1 rRNA gene is annotated in these 257 nt (G+C 55.3%); it reads left to right on the forward strand.

The annotated features are described in order from the left end of the window. Nucleotides 1–257, forward strand: a 16S ribosomal RNA gene (locus SB660_RS21860); the annotation flags it as partial.

Here is a 257-nt window from a genome sequence, read left to right on the forward strand (position 1 = left end):
GCTGGAAACAGTCGCCCCCTTGTGGTCGGTATACAGGTGGTGCATGGTTGTCGTCAGCTCGTGTCGTGAGATGTTGGGTTAAGTCCCGCAACGAGCGCAACCCTCGTTCTATGTTGCCAGCACGTTATGGTGGGAACTCATGGAATACTGCCGGGGTCAACTCGGAGGAAGGTGGGGATGACGTCAAATCATCATGCCCCTTATGTCTTGGGCTTCACGCATGCTACAATGGCCGGTACAATGGGCTGCGATACCGT

Source organism: Bacillus sp. SIMBA_005 (genome assembly GCF_046535585.1).
In the GTDB taxonomy this organism is placed as follows: Bacteria; Bacillota; Bacilli; order Bacillales; family Bacillaceae; genus Bacillus; species Bacillus pumilus.